15 protein-coding genes are annotated in these 15595 nt (G+C 65.6%); 14 read left to right on the top strand and 1 reads right to left on the bottom strand.

Annotated elements, in window-relative coordinates:
* Positions 1–141 precede the first annotated feature (141 nt).
* On the top strand, positions 142–705 hold the full coding sequence (gene efp, locus FDW81_RS08760; protein WP_138133803.1) for an elongation factor P: 564 nt from the start codon (positions 142–144) through the stop codon (positions 703–705).
* Positions 705–1115, top strand: coding sequence for a transcription antitermination factor NusB (gene nusB, locus FDW81_RS08755; RefSeq protein WP_138133802.1), 411 nt, complete (start codon positions 705–707; stop codon positions 1113–1115). Before efp ends, nusB begins: the two co-directional genes overlap by 1 nt.
* Positions 1116–1198: 83 nt before the next feature.
* Here nusB and FDW81_RS08750 read toward each other — a convergent pair whose 3' ends face one another.
* The gene (locus FDW81_RS08750) at positions 1199–2470 is read right to left on the bottom strand and encodes a PrsW family intramembrane metalloprotease (RefSeq protein WP_370278885.1); all 1272 of its coding nucleotides are present in this window, start codon (positions 2468–2470) and stop codon (positions 1199–1201) included.
* Between the two features lie 182 nt (positions 2471–2652).
* Between FDW81_RS08750 and pyrR the strand changes: the two genes are divergently transcribed.
* The 12 genes from pyrR to metK all read left to right on the top strand — a co-directional run bounded on the left by pyrR (position 2653) and on the right by metK (position 15531).
* Complete coding sequence (pyrR, locus tag FDW81_RS08745; protein WP_138133800.1) at positions 2653–3240, top strand: bifunctional pyr operon transcriptional regulator/uracil phosphoribosyltransferase PyrR; 588 nt, start codon at positions 2653–2655, stop codon at positions 3238–3240.
* Positions 3237–4262, top strand: coding sequence for an aspartate carbamoyltransferase catalytic subunit (locus tag FDW81_RS08740; protein ID WP_138133799.1), 1026 nt, complete (start codon positions 3237–3239; stop codon positions 4260–4262). Before pyrR ends, FDW81_RS08740 begins: the two co-directional genes overlap by 4 nt.
* Positions 4262–5602, top strand: coding sequence for a dihydroorotase (locus FDW81_RS08735; RefSeq protein WP_138133798.1), 1341 nt, complete (start codon positions 4262–4264; stop codon positions 5600–5602). Before FDW81_RS08740 ends, FDW81_RS08735 begins: the two co-directional genes overlap by 1 nt.
* A complete protein-coding gene (locus FDW81_RS08730) occupies positions 5602–6120 on the top strand; it encodes a hypothetical protein (RefSeq protein ID WP_138133797.1) in 519 nt (172 codons plus the stop codon). The genes FDW81_RS08735 and FDW81_RS08730 overlap by 1 nt, the downstream gene beginning before the upstream one ends.
* Positions 6121–6124: 4 nt before the next feature.
* Positions 6125–7393 carry a glutamine-hydrolyzing carbamoyl-phosphate synthase small subunit gene (gene carA, locus FDW81_RS08725; protein ID WP_138133796.1) on the top strand — a complete coding sequence of 423 codons (1269 nt, stop codon included), beginning with the start codon at positions 6125–6127 and terminating at the stop codon, positions 7391–7393.
* Positions 7393–10707 (top strand): carbamoyl-phosphate synthase large subunit, encoded by a 3315-nt coding sequence (gene carB / locus FDW81_RS08720; RefSeq protein ID WP_138133795.1) that lies wholly within the window; start codon positions 7393–7395, stop codon positions 10705–10707. Before carA ends, carB begins: the two co-directional genes overlap by 1 nt.
* Positions 10700–11578, top strand: coding sequence for an orotidine-5'-phosphate decarboxylase (pyrF, locus tag FDW81_RS08715; protein ID WP_138133794.1), 879 nt, complete (start codon positions 10700–10702; stop codon positions 11576–11578). Before carB ends, pyrF begins: the two co-directional genes overlap by 8 nt.
* A 111-nt stretch (positions 11579–11689) precedes the next feature.
* Positions 11690–12007: an integration host factor, actinobacterial type gene (mihF, locus tag FDW81_RS08710; RefSeq protein WP_171027145.1), complete on the top strand. Its 318-nt coding sequence runs from the start codon at positions 11690–11692 to the stop codon at positions 12005–12007.
* Between the two features lie 45 nt (positions 12008–12052).
* Positions 12053–12646, top strand: coding sequence for a guanylate kinase (gmk, locus tag FDW81_RS08705; protein WP_138133792.1), 594 nt, complete (start codon positions 12053–12055; stop codon positions 12644–12646).
* A 15-nt stretch (positions 12647–12661) separates the two neighbouring features.
* Complete coding sequence (gene rpoZ, locus FDW81_RS08700; protein ID WP_003800778.1) at positions 12662–12922, top strand: DNA-directed RNA polymerase subunit omega; 261 nt, start codon at positions 12662–12664, stop codon at positions 12920–12922.
* A 39-nt stretch (positions 12923–12961) separates the two neighbouring features.
* A complete protein-coding gene (gene coaBC / locus FDW81_RS08695) occupies positions 12962–14209 on the top strand; it encodes a bifunctional phosphopantothenoylcysteine decarboxylase/phosphopantothenate--cysteine ligase CoaBC (protein ID WP_138133791.1) in 1248 nt (415 codons plus the stop codon).
* Between the two features lie 86 nt (positions 14210–14295).
* Positions 14296–15531, top strand: coding sequence for a methionine adenosyltransferase (gene metK, locus FDW81_RS08690; protein WP_240720091.1), 1236 nt, complete (start codon positions 14296–14298; stop codon positions 15529–15531).
* Positions 15532–15595 lie beyond the last annotated feature (64 nt).

Genomic DNA, 15595 nt, shown 5'->3' with positions numbered 1-15595 from the left:
TGGTGCTGCCGATTTACCGGTAGAATGGTCTTTGGATTTTTACCTACCCGATTTTTGACAAACACGCGCTGGCAGTCCGTTTTGGCCTGTCCGCCGGCATAGCGCCTGACGCGCGACCAGACAGAGAAACCAGAGGAAACTGTGGCAACCACTAATGACATCAAGAACGGAACGGTCCTGAAGCTTGAGGGCCAGCTCTGGAACGTCATCGAATTCCAGCACGTCAAGCCGGGCAAGGGCGGTGCCTTCGTGCGCACCAAGATGCGCAACGTCATGTCCGGCAAAGTCGTGGACAAGACCTTCAACGCCGGCCTCAAGATTGAAACCGCCACTGTTGACCGCCGCGACTACCAGTACCTGTACCAGGACGGCGCGGACTTCGTGTTCATGGACACCTCCGACTACGACCAGATCACTGTTTCCGGCGCCACCGTCGGCGACGCCACCAACTTCATGCTCGAGAACCAGATGGTCAACATCGCCATCCACGAGGGCACCCCGCTGTACATCGAACTGCCGCCGAGCGTGGTCCTCGAGATCACCTACACGGAGCCGGGCCTGCAGGGCGACCGTTCGTCTGCCGGCACGAAGCCCGCGACCCTAGAGACCGGTTACGAGATCCAGGTCCCGCTGTTCATCGAGAACAACACCAAGGTCAAGGTGGACACCCGTGACGGCAGCTACCTGGGCCGGGTCACCGAGTAGTGAGCGCACGCGGCAAAGCCCGTAACAGGGCACTGGATATTCTTTTCGAAGCCGAGCAGCGCTCGGTTTCGGCCTTTGACGTGCTCCGGGCGCGCCGGGAGAAGACTGACCAGATTATTAATCCCTACACCCTGGAAATCATCGAGGGTGTGCTCTCGCAGCAGGCTGCCATCGATGAGTTCCTGGAGACTTACTCGCAGGGCTGGAGCCTCGAGCGGATGCCGTCCGTGGACCGCAGCATCCTGCGCATCGGCACCTGGGAGCTCCTGTACAACGATGACGTCCCGGACGGCGTAGCGGTCAGTGAGGCCGTGGCCTTGGCCAAGACGCTCTCCACTGACGAGTCACCGCAGTTCATCAACGGCCTCCTGGGCCGCCTGCAGCAGCTGAAGCCTTCGCTGCTCGCGTAGCTTCCCAATCAGCATGAGGGGCTGGCTTCCACCACGGTGGAAGCCAGCCCCTCATGCTTTCAACTGCACGCCCGGCGAGGAGATCAGCCGGCGACGGCGGCGCGCAGGGCGAGGATACGCTGCAGCTGCTGCCGCTCCTCAGCCTGGTGCAGTTGAACGTCGCGGCCGCTGAGGATCCGCTGCCGGGTGTTGGCAAGATGGGTTGCCGCCTTGAGGAACTCCTTCATCTGCTTCTTCCGGCCGTAGCTTCCGGCCCAGTTCAGCGCGGTCCGGCGGCCGCCCACTGTGGCCAGGAGTTCCACCTCAGCCGGCGTGAACCAGCCAGCTGCGGAGTACTCCAGGAGTCGCTGCCGGGTAAGCCTTTTTTCTGCTACCCGGAGCAGGATGATGCCGGCTATGGAAAGGAAGAAGATCGGCACCTGGACCATGATGTAGTCCGCCAGGAAGCCCTGGCCCATGCTGTTCCAGCGGTTATGCAGGAACATCGCGGGCAGCAGTCCCACCAGGAAGGCGGCCACGGAGGCTCCCGTATGCCAGCGGCGGGCTGCGTAGCCCATGATGAGTCCGGTGGTGCCGGTGAAGATGGCGTGGGCAAAAGGTGACATGACGCCGCGGAGGAAGAAGACCTGGGCGAAGCTGCTGGCGGGGTCTGCCGATTCGGCTATAGCCCGGCCGAAGTAGAGGATGTTCTCCGTGAATGCGAAACCCCCGGCGATGGTGAATGCGAAAACCACGCCGTCCACCGGTCCGTCAAAGTGTTTTCTGGCGAGCAGGAGAAGGATCAGCAGGCCTAAGGACTTGGCGAATTCCTCAACGATGGGCGCCTGCACCGTTGCCATGTAGGCTTGCAGGTCCGCCTCATCTGAAAACTGGAACGCCAGGACAAAGAAGGGCTGGATGAGCAGGGTCACCGCAATGGACACTGCCGCTCCCCACGTAAAGGCGAAGTAGAGGAGCCTTTTCGGCTCGGGCTCCCACTTGTCAATGATGTACACGGCCAGGAGCACCACCGAAAGGGGAACCAGGGAGGCCAGGAAGCCCACCAGGAAACCCGCAGTCCCAGTAGCGGACAGCAGGAACGGCACTACCAGGAAAAGGCTGAGGAAGGCAAGGGCGCTGCCGCCCAGCGTCAAAGCCAGCAGCCCGCTGCGGGACCTCCCGGCCTTAAGCACTGCTCCCTGGACCTGCGGCGGCACCACCGCGTCCACCGGCCTGCCCTGGTGCCCGGGCGCGGGCCGGTAGTTTCCCGGCTGCACGTGCCCCATCCAACTGGGGTTCGCTTCCCTGGGCAGAGGCGCGGCTGCCCGCTCCCAGGGGTCCTCGGATGGGCCGGACGCGGGCTGGCGCGGATGCATCGACATAACGAAAGCCTAGATGCGGCATGCCAGGACTCCTAGGATTCCGTCCACGAGCCGCCCCGGTGTGACCAGCACCGCGTCCTTCCGGCTGAAGTGCAGCGACCCTGTGTGGTAATTTTGTACCGCACATGATCCTTTTTTAATTCCGTCCTGTGAGGCGGGGAAAGGGGAGACGAGCGTTGACTTCTGTCACCAGCGCACCGGTTCCAGCCAGGGTTGTCCTAAGCCAGGCGGACATTGACCGGGCCCTCACTCGTATCGCCCATGAGATCCTTGAGGCCAACAAAGGTTCCCAGGACCTCGTCCTTCTGGGCATCCCGCGCCGCGGCTATCCACTTGCACGCAGGCTTGCGGAGAAAATCGCCGCCGCAGACAGCACGGTGGACGCTGCCGCCATCGTAGGCCAGCTCGATGTCACCATGTTCCGGGATGACCTTTCCCACCAGGGGACCCGGCCGCCCTACCCCACGAGGCTGCCGAGGACGGGCATCGACAACAAAGTGGTTGTCCTGATTGACGACGTCCTTTACTCCGGCCGCACCATCCGGGCAGCCTTGGACGCCCTCGTGGACCTGGGCCGGCCCCGCATCGTCCGGCTGGCCGTCCTGATCGACCGCGGCCACCGTGAGCTTCCCATCCGGGCGGACCACGTAGGCAAGAACCTGCCCACCTCCTCCGCTGAGAAGGTCCGCGTCCGGCTTGAGGAAACCGACACTGCCCCCGGTGGCGTTCCCGTCAACGAAGTAGTGATCGAGGGCCGCTCGTGAAGCACCTGCTCTCCACCGAGGACCTCAGCCTGGCCAACGCCATCCGCATCCTCGACACGGCGGAGGAAATGGCTGCTGTTGGCGACCGCGAGGTCAAGAAGCTGCCGGCACTCCGCGGGCGAACCGTGGTCAATCTCTTCTTCGAAGACTCCACCCGCACCCGGATCTCTTTTGAAGCCGCCGCGAAGCGACTCTCGGCAGACGTCATCAACTTCGCTGCCAAGGGATCATCGGTTTCCAAGGGCGAGTCCCTCAAGGACACCGCCCAGACGCTCTCCGCCATGGGTGCTGACGCCGTCGTGATCCGGCATTGGGCGTCTGGCGCACCGCACCGGCTGGCCGCAACCGACTGGATCGACGCCGCCGTGATCAACGCCGGCGACGGTACGCACGAACACCCCACGCAGGCCCTTTTGGACGCCTTCACCATGCGCCGGCATTGGTCCCGGCTCGCCGGCACCGGCTCGGAGGGCACGGACCTCAAAGGCATGCGGGTGGCCATCGCCGGTGACGTCCTGCACTCCCGCGTGGCCCGCTCCAACGTCTGGCTCCTGCGCACCCTGGGCGCCGACGTCACCCTGGTGGCGCCGCCCACGCTGCTGCCGATCGGCGTCGAAAAGTGGCCCTGCAAGGTCAGCTATAACATGGACGAAACCCTTGCGCAGGGCGTCGATGCGGTCATGATGCTCCGGGTCCAGGGCGAACGCATGAACGCCTCCTTCTTCCCCAGCACCCGCGAATACTCCCGCCGCTGGGGCTTTGACGACAACCGGCTGCGGGCACTGGACACCCTGGGCATGAAGGACACGATCATCATGCACCCGGGGCCCATGAACCGCGGCCTGGAAATCTCCGCGGCTGCCGCCGATTCCCCCCGCTCCACCGTGCTGGCCCAGGTCCGCAACGGCGTGTCGGTCCGGATGGCCGCACTCTACCTGCTGCTCTCAGGGGACACCCGGGAACCAGCCGCCACCCCAGCCCTGGCCTACGCCGGCGCCCATTCCACCAAGGAGAGCAATTGATGGCAGCCACCACCGGAACCTACCTGATCCGCGGCGCGTCCATCCTGGGCGGCGAACCGGCGGACCTGCTGGTCCGTGGCGGCGTGATCGCCGAAACCGGAACCGGGCTTCAGGCTGAGGGTGCCACGGTCATCGACGCCGCGGGCCTGGTGGCGCTACCGGGCATGGTGGACGTGCACACCCACCTCCGCGAACCCGGCCGCGAGGACGCCGAAACAGTGGAGACCGGAACGCGGGCAGCGGCATTGGGCGGCTACACTGCCGTCCACGCGATGGCCAACAGCACCCCGGTGGCGGATACGGCCGGCGTCGTCGAGCAGGTCTTCTCCCTGGGCCGGGCGGCAGGATGGGTGGACGTCCGCCCGGTCGGGGCCGTCACCGTAGGCCTGGCCGGAGAGCAGCTCGCCGAACTCGGTGCCATGGCCGATTCCCGTGCCCGCGTACGCATGTTCTCCGACGACGGCATTTGCGTCCACGATCCGCTGCTGATGCGCCGCGCGCTCGAGTATGTCAAAGCCTTCGATGGCGTGGTGGCCCAGCATGCCCAGGAACCGCGCCTCACGGCCGGCGCGCAAATGAACGAAGGCGAAGTGTCGGCCGTCCTGGGCCTCGCGGGCTGGCCGGCAGTGGCGGAGGAGAGCATCATTGCCCGCGACGTCCTGCTGGCCCAGCACGTTGGTTCCCGGCTGCACGTCTGCCACGTCTCCACGGCAGGGTCGGTGGAAATCATCCGCTGGGCCAAGGGACGGGGCATCAACGTCACGGCGGAGGTCACGCCGCACCACCTGCTGCTCACCGACGACCTCGTCCGCAGCTATGATTCAGTCTTCAAGGTCAACCCGCCGCTGCGCACGGATGCGGATGTCCAGGCGTTGCGCGCCGGCCTCGCGGACGGCACCATCGACGTCGTGGGCACCGACCATGCCCCGCACCCCAGCGAGCACAAAGAATGCGAGTGGGCGCAGGCTGCCATGGGCATGACCGGCCTGGAAACGGCGCTCTCGGTGGTCCAGCACACCATGATTGAAACGGGTTTGATGACCTGGGCCGATTTTGCCCGGGTCACGTCCACGGCGGCGGCGAGGATTGGCCGCCTCGCCGACCAGGGCCGGCCCCTGGAGGCAGGGGAACCTGCCAATGTCATCCTGGTGGACCCGGCCGCGCGCTGGACGGTAGACCCCTTCCGGATGGCCACCATGGGCCGCAACTCACCCTTCAAGGGAAGGAAGCTGCCCGGCAAGGTGGTGGCCACGTTCTTCAAGGGGCACCCCACTGTCCTCAACGGAGAACTCAACACGCCCTACGCGTTCACTGACGCCACCGCGGCAGGCGTAGCCTGATGGACAAAATTCTGCCCGGACTGGCGATGCTGGCGATTGTCGCCGTCGTCTTTGTCCTCCTTGCCATTGGCTGGCGCAACAGGCTGCGCCGCCAGTCCGACGTCGAACAGCTGCCTCCGGTGCCGGCGGCTCCCGGCCAGCCCACCGCCATCGCGGAGGGGCAGTACGTTGCCAGTACCACAGCAGGGGACTGGCTGGACCGGATCGCCGTGCACAGCCTCGGGATCCGGACCAACGCAACGCTCGCGGTGTACCAGCACGGCGTCCTCTTTGACCGTTCCGGGGCTCCCGCCCTCTACATCCCCGCAACGTCCCTCACCGACGTCCGGCAGGACAGCGGAATGGCCGGAAAGTTCGTGGAGAAGGACGGCCTGCTGGTGCTGGCCTGGCTTCTCGGCGCCCATGCGCTGGACACCGGCTTCCGCACCCGCCGTGCGGCGGACAAGGACATCCTCTTCGAAGCACTACAGCAATTGATCTCTTCAGCCCCGGCGGCTGACGCCAACAGTGGAAAGTAAGACAGTGACAACAAACACAGCAACCGCCTCCGCTCCGGCAGCCCCCGCGGCGCTCGTTCTCGAAGACGGCCGCATTTTCCGCGGGACCAGCTACGGCGCCACCGGAACCGCCCTGGGTGAAGCAGTCTTCGCCACCGGCATGACCGGCTACCAGGAGACCATCACGGACCCCTCCTATGCCCGCCAGCTAGTGGTGCAGACGGCGCCGCACATCGGCAACACCGGCGTCAACAATGACGACGCCGAGTCCCGCCGCATCTGGGTGGCCGGCTACATCGTCCGCGACGCAGCCCGCCGCCCGTCCAACTGGCGCTCCGAGCGTTCCCTGGACGAAGAACTCGCTGAGCAGGGCATCGTGGGCATCCAAGGCGTGGACACCCGCGCGATCACCCGCCACCTGCGCGAGCACAAGACCATGCGCGCAGGCATCTTCTCCGGCGACGCCGCCCGGGCAACGGACAAGGAACTCCTCGACGCCGTACTGGCCAGCGCCCCCATGGAGGGCTCCCGCCTGGCGGAGGAAGTGAGCGTGGACAACGCCTATGTGGTGGAGCCGAAGGACTACGGCTGGGAAGGGGACCCGCGCTTCAGCATCGCGGCGATCGACCTCGGTATCAAGGCCATGACCCCGGTACGGTTCGCCGAGCGAGGTGTCCGCGTCCATGTCCTGCCGGCCACGGCGACGCTCGACGACGTGAAGGCAGTCAATCCCGACGGCTTTTTCATGTCCAACGGTCCCGGCGACCCCGCCACCGCCGATGCGCAGGTAGAGCTGCTCCGGTCAGTCCTGGATGAGAAACTGCCTTACTTCGGCATCTGCTTCGGCAACCAGATCCTGGGCCGCGCCCTCGGCTTTGGCACCTACAAGCTCCGCTACGGCCACCGCGGCATCAACCAGCCCGTGATGGACCGCCGCACGGGCAAGGTGGAAATCACCTCCCAAAACCACGGCTTCGCCGTGGACGCACCGCTCGACGGCGCCACGCAGGCCCCGGAGGCACGCTACGGGCGCGTCGAGGTCAGCCACGTCAGCCTGAATGACGACGTGGTGGAAGGCCTCGCCTGCCTGGACATCCCCGCCTTCTCCGTCCAGTACCACCCCGAGGCGGCGGCAGGCCCCCACGACGCCGCCTACCTGTTCGACCGCTTCATCGACCTGATGAAGGGGACCCGGGACGGCAGAACCGCCAACCTGTCGAAGGACCCGGTTGACTCCGCCCACTCCGCCGGCGTTGATCACAAAAACGAAAACAAGACTGAGGACAAGAAGTAATGCCCAAGAGAACTGACCTTAAGAGCGTCCTGGTCATCGGTTCCGGCCCGATCGTCATCGGCCAGGCCGCCGAATTCGACTACTCCGGCACGCAGGCGCTTCGCGTCCTCAAGGAGGAGGGCCTGCGGGTCATCCTGGTCAACTCCAACCCGGCCACCATCATGACGGACCCGGAGTTCGCCGACGCCACCTACATCGAACCCATCACCCCCGAGGTGGTGGAGAAGATCATCGCCAAGGAACGCCCCGACGCGGTCCTGCCCACCCTGGGAGGGCAGACTGCCCTGAACACGGCCATTGCCCTGGACAAGAACGGCGTGCTCGAGAAGTACAACGTGGAGCTGATCGGCGCCAACATCGCCGCAATCGAGCTGGGCGAGGACCGCGAGAAGTTCAAGGGCGTGGTGGAGCGCTGCGGCGCCGAATCCGCCCGCAGCCACATCATCCACAGCATGGACGAGGCATTGAAGGCCGCTGACGACCTCGGCTACCCCATGGTGGTCCGGCCCTCCTTCACCATGGGCGGCCTGGGCTCGGGCCTCGCCTACAACGAAGATGACCTCCGCCGTATAGTGGGCCAGGGCCTGCAGTACAGCCCCACCAGCGAGGTGCTGCTCGAAGAGAGCATCCTTGGTTGGAAGGAATACGAGCTCGAGATGATGCGGGACAAGAACGACAACGTCGTGGTGGTCTGCTCCATCGAGAACTTCGACCCCGTGGGCGTCCACACCGGTGATTCGATTACCGTGGCGCCGGCCCTTACCCTGACCGACCGCGAGTACCAGCGGCTGCGGGACATCTCCATCGCCGTCATCCGCGAAGTGGGCGTTGACACCGGCGGCTGCAACATCCAGTTCGCCGTCGATCCCACCACCGGGCGCGTCGTCGTCATCGAGATGAACCCCCGCGTGTCCCGTTCGTCAGCGCTGGCCTCCAAGGCAACCGGCTTCGCCATTGCCAAGATCGCCACCAAGCTTTCCCTGGGCTACACGCTGGATGAGATTCCGAATGACATCACCCAGAAGACGCCGGCGTCCTTCGAGCCCACCCTCGACTACGTTGTGGTGAAGGTACCGCGCTTCGCCTTCGAGAAGTTCCCGGCCGCGGACAACACCCTGACCACCACCATGAAGTCCGTGGGCGAGGCCATGGCCATGGGACGTAACTTCACTGAGGCCCTGCAGAAGGCGCTGCGGTCGCTGGAGCAGAAGGGCTCGCAGCTGGACTTCAGTTCCGTTCCCGAATGGGAAGTGGCTGAGCTCATCGAAAAGGCAAAGCGCCCGACGACGGAACGGCTCCACCAGGTCCAGCGCGCCCTCCTGGGCGGCGCCACGGTTGAACAGCTCTTCGAGGCCACCAAGATCGACCCCTGGTTCCTTGACCAGCTGCAGCTCCTCAACGAGATCTCCCGCGAAATCCGCCAGGCCGGTGCGCTCACCAAGGAGATGCTGCAGCGTGCAAAGCGCCACGGCTTCTCTGACGAGCAGATCGGTGTCCTCACGCACAACTCCGAGGCTGTGGTCCGCGGAGTCCGCCAGGCGCTGGGCATCCGCCCGGTCTACAAGACCGTTGACACCTGTGCCGCCGAATTCGCCGCCTACACGCCGTACCACTACTCGGCCTATGACGAGGAGGACGAGGTTGCGCTGCACGCCAAGCCGTCCATCCTGATCCTCGGTTCCGGCCCCAACCGCATCGGCCAGGGCATCGAGTTCGACTACTCCTGCGTGCACGCCTCCATGGCACTGCGCAAGGCCGGCTATGAGACCGTGATGGTCAACTGCAATCCGGAAACCGTCTCCACCGACTACGACATCTCCACCCGCCTGTACTTCGAGCCGCTGACGCTCGAGGACGTGCTGGAGGTCATCGCGGCGGAGGAGCGCACCGGCGGCGTGATGGGCGTTTTCGTCCAGCTCGGCGGCCAGACGCCCCTGAAGCTTGCCCAGCAGCTGGCGGACGCCGGTGTGCCCATCCTCGGCACCTCCCCGGAGGCCATAGACCTTGCGGAGCACCGCGGCGCATTCTCCCGCGTCCTGGACAAGGCCGGCCTGACCTCGCCGAAGAACGGCACCGCCGTCTCCTTCGAGGACGCCAAGAAGATCGCCGACGAGATCGGCTACCCGGTCCTGGTCCGCCCCTCGTACGTCCTGGGCGGCCGCGGCATGGAGATCGTCTATGACGAGCCCAACCTGTCCCGCTACATCGCCAACGCCACGGAAATCACCCCGGACCACCCGGTGCTGATCGACCGCTTCCTGGAAGACGCCGTCGAAATCGACGTCGACGCCCTCTTCGACGGCACCGAAATGTACCTCGGCGGCATCATGGAGCACATCGAGGAAGCCGGCATCCACTCCGGCGACTCCGCCTGCGTGCTGCCGCCCATCACCCTGGGCACCAACGTCCTGGAGCGTGTGCGGACGGCAACCCGTGCCATCGCCGAAGGCGTGGGCGTCCGCGGCCTCATCAACATCCAGTTCGCCCTGGCTTCCGACGTGCTGTACGTCCTCGAAGCCAACCCGCGCGCTTCACGGACGGTCCCGTTCGTGTCCAAGGCCACCGGGGTGCAGATGGCCAAGGCCGCTGCCCTGATCGGCACCGGCGTCACCATCAACCAGCTCCGCACCGCCTACAAGATGCTGCCGGAAGTGGGGGACGGCTCCTCCCTGCCCCTGGACGCACCGGTCAGCGTAAAGGAGGCGGTCCTGCCATTCAGCCGGTTCCGCACCCTGGAAGGCAAAGTGGTGGACTCCCTGCTCGGGCCGGAGATGCGCTCCACCGGCGAGGTGATGGGCATCGACAAGCACTTCGATACCGCCTTCGCCAAGAGCCAGGCAGCCGCCAACAATGCACTGCCCACCGAAGGCAAGATTTTCGTCTCCGTCGCGAACCGGGACAAGCGCTCGGTGATCATGGGCGTCAAGCGGCTCTCCGACCTGGGCTTCGAGATAGTCTCCACCGGCGGCACCGCCGACGTCCTGCGCCGCAACGGCATCCAGGCCACCCCGGTCCGCAAGGTGGCAGAAGGCAGCAGCGCCGAAGGTGAAGGCACCATCGCCGACCTCGTCATTGCCGGGGAAATCGACATGGTCTTCAACACTCCGTCCGGCGGCGAGGCACGCAGCGACGGGTACGAACTCCGCGCGGCTGCAACGTCCATCGGCATCCCCTGCATCACCACCGTGGCCGAATTCAATGCCGCGGTCCAGGCGATCGAAGCGATGCGGACCTACGAATGGTCCGTCACCAGCCTCCAGGAGCACGCAGCTGCCTTGGCAGAGTCCCAGAAGGCGGCCCTGCAGCGTGCCTGAGCCGGTAACAGGCACTCAGCACGTACCAGGCGCCGGCCGGGAGCCCTTCGGCTCCCGGCTGGGCGCGGCCATGGCTGCCCGCGGACCGCTCTGCGTGGGCATCGACCCGCACCCGGCCCTGCTGAAGGCCTGGGGACTTGACGACGACGCCGCCGGGCTGAGGCGCTTTTCCCTGACAGTTCTGGAGGCGGTGGCTCCGCTCGCTGCCGCCATCAAGCCACAGGTGGCCCTGTACGAACGCCACGGTTCCGCCGGGATGGCCGTCCTGGAGGACCTCCTTGCGGAAGCGCGGGACGAGTCGGTGCTCACCATCGCCGACGCCAAGCGCGGGGACATCGGATCCACCATGGCCGCCTACGCTGACGCCTGGCTCCGCGACGGTTCCCCCCTTGCGGCAGACTCAGTGACCCTCAGCCCGTACCTTGGCTTCGAGTCGTTGCGGCCCGCGCTGGACCTCGCGGCGGACACCGGACGCGGCGTGTTCGTCCTGGCGCTCACGTCCAACCCGGAGGGCGCCTCCGTTCAGCACGTCGGGGGAGAGGATTCGGTAGCCCGCAGGATCACGCAGGCGGCCGCAACTGAAAATGCGCGTTACCAGGGCAGCATGGGTTCCGTGGGCCTGGTGGTCGGGGCCACTGTCGGCTCCGCAATCTCCGACCTGGACCTCGACCTCGCCGCCGTCCGGGGGCCGCTGCTGGCACCCGGCCTCGGGGCCCAGGGCGCTACGCCGGCTGATCTGCGTGCCACGTTCGGTACCGCGTATCCGCAGGTCCTGGGCACCTCGAGCCGGGACATCCTGTCCGCCGGACCGGAGCTGCAGGGACTTCGTGAGGCGGCCCGTCGGACGCTGGACGGACTCCGCGGCGAATAGCGGCCCGTTTCACCGGATGCATTGATTCGGGCACCACCAAAGGGTAGTTTCAGGACAGGTCCAAGGGCGGCCGCCCTTGGAAGAAATCCGCCGAATCCGGGGGTGTCCTCCATGGTCCTGCGACCCTTGTCAGCGTCGGAACGGGCTGAGGCCCTGACCAAGGCAGCAGCAGCCAGAGCAGCCCGCGCGGCCGCCAAGGAAAGCCTGAAGAACGGTGAGAGGTCCGCCGCCGACATCATCAACTCGGCATTGCAGGACGACGCCCTGGCAAGGATGAAGGTTTCAGAACTGCTGGAGGCGCTGCCCGGCATCGGGAAGGTCCGTGCCGCTGCCATCATGGGCCAGCTGGGGATTGCTGCCTCCCGGAGGGTCCGTGGCCTGGGCGTTCATCAGCGCCGGGCGCTGGTAGATTTTATAGACGAGAACTAGGGCGGGCCGCAGCCCGCCATACCCCGAACTTCGGCAAAGGAATACGTGAGCAAGAAACCTGGACTGACAGTCCTCGCTGGTCCGACGGCTGTTGGCAAAGGCACCGTGTCCACCTACATCCGCGACAATTATCCCGAGGTTTGGCTGTCCGTATCGGCCACCACGCGGGCTCCGCGCCCCGGCGAGCAGGACGGCGTCCACTACTTCTTCAAAAGCAAGGAGGAGTTCGAGCAACTCATCGCAGACGGTGAACTGCTCGAATGGGCAGTGGTCCATGGCCAGAACACCTACGGCACCCTGAAGAGCACGGTAAACCAGGCGATTGCCGAGGGGCGCTCGGTGCTGCTGGAGATTGATCTGCAGGGTGCCCGGCAGGTGAAGGCGGCCGTTCCGGACGCGCAGTTCGTCTTCCTGGCCCCGCCGAGCTGGGACGAAATGGTGCGCCGACTGGTGGGGCGCGGCACGGAAACGCCCGAGGAACAGCAGCGACGCCTGGAAACCGCTAAACTGGAACTTGCTGCTGAACCGGAGTTCGACCACACCGTCGTCAATGACGACGTCCGCCGGGCAGCGGACGAGCTTGTTTCACTCATGGGGCTGACCCCGCATCCACACCTGCCGGAACCGTCAGCCCGCTAGAAATTTGGAGAATTCGTGTCCACGAACCTTGAAGGCATCATCAACCCGCCGATCGACTCGCTGCTCGAGGCAGCCGACTCCAAGTACGGCCTGGTGATCTTCGGTGCCAAGCGTGCTCGTCAGATCAACGCTTACTACGCCCAGCTGCACGAGGGCCTCTTCGAGTACGTCGGCCCGCTGGTCGACACCAAGCTGAACGAAAAGTCGCTCTCGATCGCCCTCCGTGAAATCAACGAAGGCAAGCTGGTCTCCACGCCGATCGAAGCCGCAGAGTAATCCTGCTGCTGAACCTGACTTGCTGTTGACGGAGGTCACGTGCGCATAGTCCTCGGAGTCGGGGGAGGGATCGCCGCCTACAAGGTGGCATCGCTCCTCCGGCTTTTTACTGAAGCCGGGCATCACGTCACGGTCATTCCCACCGAGGCATCCACCCGGTTTGTCGGCACCGCCACCTGGGAGGCCCTGTCCGGGAATCCGGTCAGCAACAGCGTCTTCGACGACGTCCACCAGGTCAACCACGTCCGGCTGGGCCACGAGGCAGACCTTATTGTTGTGGCACCGGCGACCGCCGACCTGCTGGCGAAGGCTGCCACCGGCCAGGCCGGCGACCTCCTCACCAACACCCTGCTGATGGCGCGCGGGCCGGTCCTGTTCGCGCCCGCCATGCACACTGAGATGTGGCAGCACGCGGCAACCCGCGCCAACGTCGAAACCCTCCGGAGCAGGGGGGCTGCCGTGCTGGAGCCCGCTACCGGCAGGCTGACCGGGGCCGATTCCGGCCCGGGCAGGCTCCCTGAACCCGAGGTGATCTACGATGCTGCCATGGCCCTTGTGCAGGGCCAGTCAGATTTCCAGCTGCCGCTGGCCGGCCGGATCGTCACCATCAGTGCCGGCGGCACCCGCGAGCCGCTCGATCCCGTGCGCTTTCTCGGGAACCGGTCCTCGGGGAAGCAGGGCGTCGCCCTGGCGGTAGCGGCGAGGAACGCCGGTGCAACCGTCCGGCTGCTGGCAGCCCACATGGATGTACCGCCGCCGGCCGGGGTCGAGGTTGTGCCCGTGGAGACTGCCCTGCAGCTGCGGGAGGCAGCGCTGGCAGCGGCAGCTGATTCCGACGTCGTCATCATGTCTGCGGCCGTTGCCGACTTCCGCCCGACAGAGATCTCAGACACCAAGATCAAGAAACGCGATGACCATGCCGATCCGGTGATCACGCTGGTACGGAACCCGGACATCCTCCGGGAACTGGTGGAGCTGAGGAACCTGAAGGGCGCCGGAGCGGGGGAGAAGCAGCAGCTGATTGTCGGTTTTGCCGCCGAAACGGGGGACAGCCAGGGGGACGTGCTGGCCTATGGCGAAGCGAAGCTGCACCGCAAAGGCTGTGACCTGCTGGTGGTCAACCATGTGGGAACGGACAAAGTCTTCGGCCAGGACCACAACTCGGTGGTCATCCTGGCCCGGTCCGGTTCCGGACCGCAGGAGGCGACCGGAACCAAGACCGAGGTTTCAGCGGCCATCATCAGCCGCATCGGGCTTGAACTGAATTCCGTTTCGCCCCGCGCCTGAGTGTTTCAGGACACCTTTGCTTAGCACGGAGACATCTGCCGACGTCTCCGGGCGGGCGCGCAAACTTCAACCAGTAAGGTAATTAAGTGACTTTACCGCTGCACCTACCCCAGACGTCCTGGGCCTCGCCTTCCGCGCTTCGGCTCTTCACCTCCGAGTCGGTTACCGAGGGCCATCCGGACAAGATCTGCGACCAGATCAGCGACGCCATCCTCGACGCGTTGCTGGCCGCGGACCCGGAATCCCGGGTGGCAGTGGAAACCATGGCCACCACCGGCCTGGTCCATGTTGCCGGCGAGGTCACCACGGACGCCTACGTGGAGATCCCCCAGATTGTGCGCGAGACCATCCTGGGAATCGGCTACGACTCTTCCGCCAACGGTTTCGACGGCGCCCGCTGCGGCGTGTCCGTTTCCATCGGCCAGCAGTCCAACGACATCGCCGGTGGTGTCTTCAATTCCCTGGAGGCCCGCGAAGGGCGCCAGGAGGATGACTACGACCTCCAGGGCGCAGGCGACCAGGGTTTGATGTTCGGCTACGCCAGCGACGAAACCCCCTCCTACATGCCGCTGCCCATCTGGCTGGCCCACCGCCTGTCCGAACGGCTCACCGAGGTCCGCAAGACGGGCGAACTGGCCTACCTCCGCCCGGACGGAAAGACCCAGGTGACCGTGGGCTACGACAAGGACCTTCCCGTCTCCGTCGAAACCGTGGTGATCTCCAGCCAGCACGCCGAAGGCGCAAGCCTGGAGCAGCTCCGCGCGGACCTCGCATCAGTGGTCATCGAACCTGTCCTGGCAGGCGCCAATCTGGACATTTCCCGGGTCCGGAACATCCTCAACCCTGCCGGCGAATTCGTCATCGGCGGTCCCGTAGGTGATGCCGGCCTGACCGGCCGCAAGATCATTGTGGACACTTACGGCGGAATGGCCCGCCACGGCGGCGGCGCCTTCTCCGGCAAGGACCCGTCCAAGGTGGACCGCTCCGCCGCTTACGCCATGCGCTGGGTAGCCAAGAACGTGGTGGCTGCCGGCCTGGCCAAGCGCGCCGAAATCCAGATCGCCTATGCCATCGGCCAGGCCCGGCCCGTGGGCACCTACGTAGAGACGTTCGGCACCGAAACCGTTGATCCTGCCCGGATCAGCGCTGCGATCGCGGAGATCTTCGACCTGCGGCCGCGGGCCATCATCGACGCACTGGACCTGAAGCGGCCCATCTACGCCAAGACTGCGGCGCACGGCCACTTCGGCCGCGACGAGCCGGACTTCACCTGGGAGCGCCTGGACCGCGTGGACGAACTGAAGGCTTTCTTCAACGCCTAAAGTTCGGGGCGGCCGGGCTGCTCCTGCGCCGCCGGCAGCAATGTCCGTGCCCCGTGCTTTGATG

The sequence above is a fragment of the Pseudarthrobacter sp. NamB4 genome, from assembly GCF_005796185.1.
In the GTDB taxonomy this organism is placed as follows: domain Bacteria; phylum Actinomycetota; class Actinomycetes; order Actinomycetales; family Micrococcaceae; genus Arthrobacter.
This window is presented reverse-complemented; position numbering and strand designations above follow the sequence as displayed.

Excerpts from the sequence above, each read along its gene's own strand:
- mihF (WP_171027145.1), top strand. The coding sequence starts at position 11,690 with ATGGTCCTGCGACCCTTGTCAGCGTCGGAACGGGCTGAGGCCCTGACC.
- FDW81_RS08730 (WP_138133797.1), top strand. The coding sequence starts at position 5,602 with ATGGACAAAATTCTGCCCGGACTGGCGATGCTGGCGATTGTCGCCGTC.
- FDW81_RS08735 (WP_138133798.1), top strand. The coding sequence starts at position 4,262 with ATGGCAGCCACCACCGGAACCTACCTGATCCGCGGCGCGTCCATCCTG.
- FDW81_RS08750 (WP_370278885.1), bottom strand. The coding sequence starts at position 2,470 with ATGCATCCGCGCCAGCCCGCGTCCGGCCCATCCGAGGACCCCTGGGAG.
- carB (WP_138133795.1), top strand. The coding sequence starts at position 7,393 with ATGCCCAAGAGAACTGACCTTAAGAGCGTCCTGGTCATCGGTTCCGGC.